This is a genomic window from Atribacterota bacterium, from assembly GCA_028717805.1.
In the GTDB taxonomy this organism is placed as follows: domain Bacteria; phylum Atribacterota; class Phoenicimicrobiia; order Phoenicimicrobiales; family Stramentimicrobiaceae; genus Stramentimicrobium.
In genome coordinates, this window is record JAQUNC010000076.1 from 1 (window position 1) to 4,842 (window position 4,842).

Annotated in this window: 7 protein-coding genes and 1 tRNA gene; all 8 read right to left on the reverse strand. The window is 35.5% G+C overall.

From position 1 onward, the window contains the following. Positions 1-291: F0F1 ATP synthase subunit beta (locus tag PHD84_10455; protein ID MDD5638216.1), on the reverse strand; the 291-nt coding region annotated here is incomplete at its 3' end. 95 nt (positions 292-386) lie between these two features. Continuing rightward, a complete protein-coding gene (pyk, locus tag PHD84_10460) occupies positions 387-1,835 on the reverse strand; it encodes a pyruvate kinase (GenBank protein MDD5638217.1) in 1,449 nt (482 codons plus the stop codon). Positions 1,836-1,992: 157 nt separating this feature from the next. Further along, positions 1,993-2,391, reverse strand: coding sequence for a PspC domain-containing protein (locus PHD84_10465; GenBank protein MDD5638218.1), 399 nt, complete (start codon positions 2,389-2,391; stop codon positions 1,993-1,995). Between the two features lie 30 nt (positions 2,392-2,421). Next, positions 2,422-2,946 (reverse strand): GNAT family N-acetyltransferase, encoded by a 525-nt coding sequence (locus tag PHD84_10470; protein MDD5638219.1) that lies wholly within the window; start codon positions 2,944-2,946, stop codon positions 2,422-2,424. A 38-nt stretch (positions 2,947-2,984) separates the two neighbouring features. After that, positions 2,985-3,079: transfer RNA gene (locus PHD84_10475), tRNA-Ser, on the reverse strand. Positions 3,080-3,140: 61 nt separating this feature from the next. Further along, positions 3,141-3,890, reverse strand: coding sequence for a 5'/3'-nucleotidase SurE (gene surE, locus PHD84_10480; protein ID MDD5638220.1), 750 nt, complete (start codon positions 3,888-3,890; stop codon positions 3,141-3,143). A 31-nt stretch (positions 3,891-3,921) separates the two neighbouring features. Next, a complete protein-coding gene (locus PHD84_10485; protein ID MDD5638221.1) occupies positions 3,922-4,182 on the reverse strand; it encodes a hydroxyethylthiazole kinase in 261 nt (86 codons plus the stop codon). A 225-nt stretch (positions 4,183-4,407) separates the two neighbouring features. Then, a complete protein-coding gene (locus PHD84_10490) occupies positions 4,408-4,728 on the reverse strand; it encodes a hypothetical protein (protein MDD5638222.1) in 321 nt (106 codons plus the stop codon). Positions 4,729-4,842: the final 114 nt, after the last annotated feature.

The window sequence follows — 4,842 nt, forward strand, 5'->3', positions numbered from 1 at the left end:
GAATACATTGAACATCCTTCCCAGCAATTGATTCCCAACAGGCACACTTAAGGGATGCCCATAATCAATTACCTCATCTCCTCTCTTCAATCCCTGTGTTGGGGTTAAGGCAATTCCCCTAACAGTCTTGGAATCAAGGTGAAGAACTACTTCAAAAAAAACATCACCCGCTTTGAGAAGATTCGGTATATTGGGTATTTTTTCAGGAAAATAAGTATCAATAACACTGCCTCGAACAGCAGTCACTTTTCCCTTGTTAATGTTTTCGGACGAATGTTTGTCATCTTTCAATTTATTCTCCTGCCTAAAAACATAAATATTAATTAATATTATAACATTATTGTATTAAAATCATAAAAATAAATACCAGGAGGGAATAACCTGCTCTAATCAACAGAAATTATCCGCATCGAATCTGTACCCCCAGTCATCTTCTTGATTGTTCCTTCAGTTAAAATAAGATAATCGTCTTGTTTTACTAATTTTTTCTCTTTTAATAAATCCATAATCCTTCTATACCAATCGGTTTTCTTGCTGTCTATCATAAAGGGAACAACTCCGTACGAAAGTGCCAGAAAACGGGCAACCTCCTGATTTGGAGTAAAGGCAAGAATCCAGCAAAATGGCTTGAACCTTGATATTCTTCTGGCAGTATTACCACTTTCAGTTGGTGTCAATATATATTTAGAACGGATAATCTGGCTGCTCTCCATGGTATGCATGGAAATAATATCTTCTATGGAAGGTTTTTTCTGCTGAAAAGAAAGACGCAAGTCTTCACATAAAGAAGAATGATATTGAAAACTACGGTATTCCCGTTCAGTGGAAACGGCTATGTTAGTCATCATTTTTACTGCCTCCACCGGGAACTGTCCGACTGCAGTCTCCTCAGATAACATAGTGGCATCTGTTCCATCCAGGATAGCATTGGCTACATCAGTCACTTCAGAACGGGTTGGTCTGATATGGTCGGTCATGGATACCAGCATCTGGGTAGCAGTTATTACAGGTTTACTCATTTTATTTGCCTTGGCAATCAATTTTTTTTGAATAATAGGAATCTCTTCAATATCCACCTGTACCCCTAAATCACCCCTGGCTACCATAATAGCATCGGTAACTTTCAGAATTTTATCAATATTTTTTACTGCTTCCTCTCTCTCAATTTTTGCTACTGTAAATATTTTTTTACCCTTTTTTTGGGCAAATTCCTTTACCTTTATTATATCATCTGCTTTTTCTACAAAAGAGATGCCAAAAATATTTACACCTTCCTCTAAGCCAAAGTTAATCAGTCTTAAATCTTGTTCACTTATTGCTTCCAGCAATATCTTGGCCTTGGGTAGATTTAATCCTTTATGGGAATCCAATTTACCACCAATTAAAACCTTACAGGTTACCTCCTCCTTTTCTTGAGAAATATCAGTAACACGCAATTGAATAAATCCATCATAAAGATAAATCAAGCTTCCTATCTTGACACTCTGAATCAAATCCTTATACTCAACGGGAAGCAGAGAATCATTGCCTACTTTATTGCTGGTAGTTAGCTTTATTATCTGGCCTCTCTTTAAGGTAATGGGTCCATTTTTAATCTTGCCCAATCTAATTTTAGGTCCGGGAATATCCATCATTACCGGTATGGAGATTTCCAGTTCTTTTTCCACCTCACGTATATAGCGCAAGGTTTTTCGGTGCACATCCAGGGTATCGTGAGCTAAATTAAGACGAGCTACATCCATACCAGCTAAAACTAATTGTCTAATAATCTTTTTATTATTAGATGCCGGACCCAGAGTGCATACAATTTTAGTTTTAGATGTCGGAAATTTCATTTTATTCTCCTTAAATAATTAGGTAAATGTAAAGATTTTTTAGAACAAAGTATAATTTTAAAAAATCTGATAATACACCAATTATTATACTTCTGTAATTAATAATTAGAGCAGAAAATAAGGGAAAGAATGGTAATAAATACAAAGAATATTTAGGTTATTTTTCCCGGAAAAGTGATTGAATTATCAATCCACCACCCACTATAACCAGGATAATTGGCCAAAATTTAATCAGAACAAAACGGGGAAAGAAACTTCTGATTAAAAAGAATAATCCTAACAAAATGAGTATTATTCCACCCCAAATATTCTTATTATCATCCTTAACATCCTCTGAATGGGAATAAGCCTGTTCCTGTTCTGCTACCTGTTCCGGATTTTGTGGGATGATAATCCAGGCCACAATATAAGCAACTACCCCTGCCCCACCTAAAAAAACAATTAATACTGTTAGAATACGAACTAAGGTGGGATCTATATCAAAATATTCGGCAATTCCTCCACAAACACCGCCAATAATACTATTTTTTCTGGAACGATATAGCCTCTTAGCCATATAAAATAAGCCTCCTGACTTGAAAAAATTTTATATCTTTTTTTTAAGATTTAAAACATAATATTGTTCTGTTAAATTCTGTCCCCACAAAAAATGTTCTTTCTCCTCTTTTAACCTAAAACCATATTTTTCATAAATAACCCTGGCTGCAGTCAGATTTGCTAACGTCCAGAGAAAAATGCTCTGGTAGCCAGCATCCTGACAAAAAATAATAGCTTTTTCCACTAATAATTTCCCCAATCCTATTCCTCGATAATCAGGATGAATCAAAAACCAGCGAATTTGACCCTGCTGTTCAGGTCTCTCCATAATCGCCAGTGTACCAATAGCTTTTCCTTCAAATTCAGCAATCCACAACCTACTTTTCCCTTCCTGATATATTTTAGCAAATTCAGCTAATCCCTCTGCTACATATGCCTCAAACTCATGATTGAGCTGATATTCGCTATAATAAAGCTCGCCATGCAGTACTAACACCATTCCCAAATCTCCGTATTGAAAATTATTACGAATAATAATTTTATTTAAAATATCTTCATTTGGATTTGATTTCACTTGAATCCTCCTAACCTGAAATGAGGGTACATAAAAAATGGCGGAGAGAGAGGGATTCGAACCCTCGGAGCGGACTTATAATCCGCTCAATTGCTTAGCAGGCAACCACCTTCGACCACTCGGTCATCTCTCCGTTTTCAAGTATAGCATAATACTTTTACCTAGGCAACAGAAATGCTTTATTTTATTATTGCTCAAAATTTGATTCTTTTCAGGCGGGATAATATTTTTTGATCAGTCTGGTCTCTATGAAGAGGAGTGACAGCTATATAATTGTTACTAACAGCCCAGGAATCTGCGCCTTTTTCTTCCTCTTCAATTTTTGTTCCATAAATTTGATAAATTATCTGCGGCTTACTCTTAACTAATTTAACTCTATCCTTATAACGACATCTCCCTGCCGGGACAAATAATACTCCTTTGATTTGAGCAGGAGGCACATTGGGAAAATTTATATTTAAATACACCTCTTTCGGAATTTTTAAAGTAAACCATTTATTTAAAAAAATAGCTAAAAAATCAGTTACAGTTTGATAGTGCCTTTTACCTGAACCATAATCAAGAGATAAGGCAATAGCAGAGGTTTCGGTAAAAGAGGATTCCCGACATGCTCCCAAGGTGGCAGATAACCGTATATCATCACCCAGATTAGGTTCATCATTAATTCCAGAAATAACTAAATCAACCGGACCAATCAATTTATTCAGAGCAAGTATAACACAATCGGCAGGAGTACCAGATACTTTAAAAGATCTCCTCTCGCCCAAATTAAGGGGATACTCTATCACAGAAATCAATCGGTTAAAAGACACTGCTCCGCTGTAGCCGGTATATCTTGTATCCGGCGCAACTACATATACTTCGTGTCTATCAAAAATTGCCTTAACTAACTCTTGTAAGCCTTTATTTTCTATGCCATCATCATTGGTTACTAATATCCGCATATAATTAGACCTCTTTAAAATTAAAATAAAGTTAGCTGCTTAACCTTTTTATTCTCTTTCCTTCCTTCAATTGTTGGTCATCCAGCAAGAAAACAGTATCCATAAATTTTACTCTAAAGCTTCCCGGACCATCTTTTACCTTATGCGCAGCAATCTCTGCCGCCAGCCCAAAAGCAGACACCGCCTCCAGAGTTGCCTCCAGATAATCTTTCTTAACACTACAAAAAACGGCAATAGTGCTGCCCAGCATACATCCAGTTTGTAAAACTGTACGGGTTTCATAAAAGGAGATAATTTACTAAATACAGACCGTTTCAAGTAAGTTCATATCATAATCATAAATATTGTATCTTACCTAGGGATAATTATCCATAATTTCATCAATACTACTAAAACCGTCAAAATAGTAAGCGTAATCAGAATAAGCATAATCTTTATTGATCTTATAAATGGTGATTAAGTGAGCTTGATCATGCTCCATCCAGGGGGTACTTATTAACATGTAAACCAGAAAGGTTTAATAACTATGATAATGAGCAATAAAGGCAGCAAAACAGGCATAATCAGCACAGTTACCTTGCTTCAGCTGAAACATTTGGTAAGGATTGTAATCATCTTCAAGTGCTTCAGCTGGAAGAAAATTCTGTTCCATGTAGAGACAAATTTTTCCAGGAGTATCCAATTGTTCTATTGTTTCGATAAATATATCATCTTCAACTATAGTAAAATCTTTATGATGAGAAAAAGGGGGTTCATTTCCTGGAATACCAATTTCAGGTAATATGCCACATCCTGAAAACAATATAGAAATTAATAACAGGATTATAAAGGATCTCATAACAAACCAACCTATATGAATTATAACATAATAGACCAGAAAACTAAATTTAAAATATTGTTTTCCAAGCGAAACACATTATAATCCTTGTTTTAATGGATGTCCCTCTTCAAC